The sequence below is a fragment of the Halomonas sp. ND22Bw genome (assembly GCF_003011945.1).
GTDB classification, from domain to species: domain Bacteria; phylum Pseudomonadota; class Gammaproteobacteria; order Pseudomonadales; family Halomonadaceae; genus Halomonas; species Halomonas halophila.
On record NZ_PXWD01001648.1, the window covers coordinates 1 to 241 of the forward strand.

A 241-nucleotide genomic window follows, 5' to 3' on the forward strand; every position below is an offset into this window, starting at 1 on the left:
CATTTTAGGGAAATTTATTTCATCATAGATTTGAGCGCAGCACGAATCAGTCCTGCACTATCGTCATGTTCTGATTTTACCGCAGCAATGGCTTTTTGGGCTTCGGCAGGTTTGTAGCCAAGACTCACTAATGCAGATTCAGCTTCTGCCACAGGCGAGTCAGGGATAAATTGAATGCGTTCTAGACTGGTTGAGCCTGAGCTCGTGCTACTCGTACCAAGTGCTTTTAGGCGATCACGAA

Annotated in this window: 1 pseudogene; it reads right to left on the reverse strand. The window is 46.1% G+C overall.

From position 1 onward, the window contains the following. Positions 1–14 precede the first annotated feature (14 nt). Positions 15–241 (reverse strand): annotated as a pseudogene (locus CVH10_RS23855) (Holliday junction branch migration protein RuvA); the annotation flags it as partial.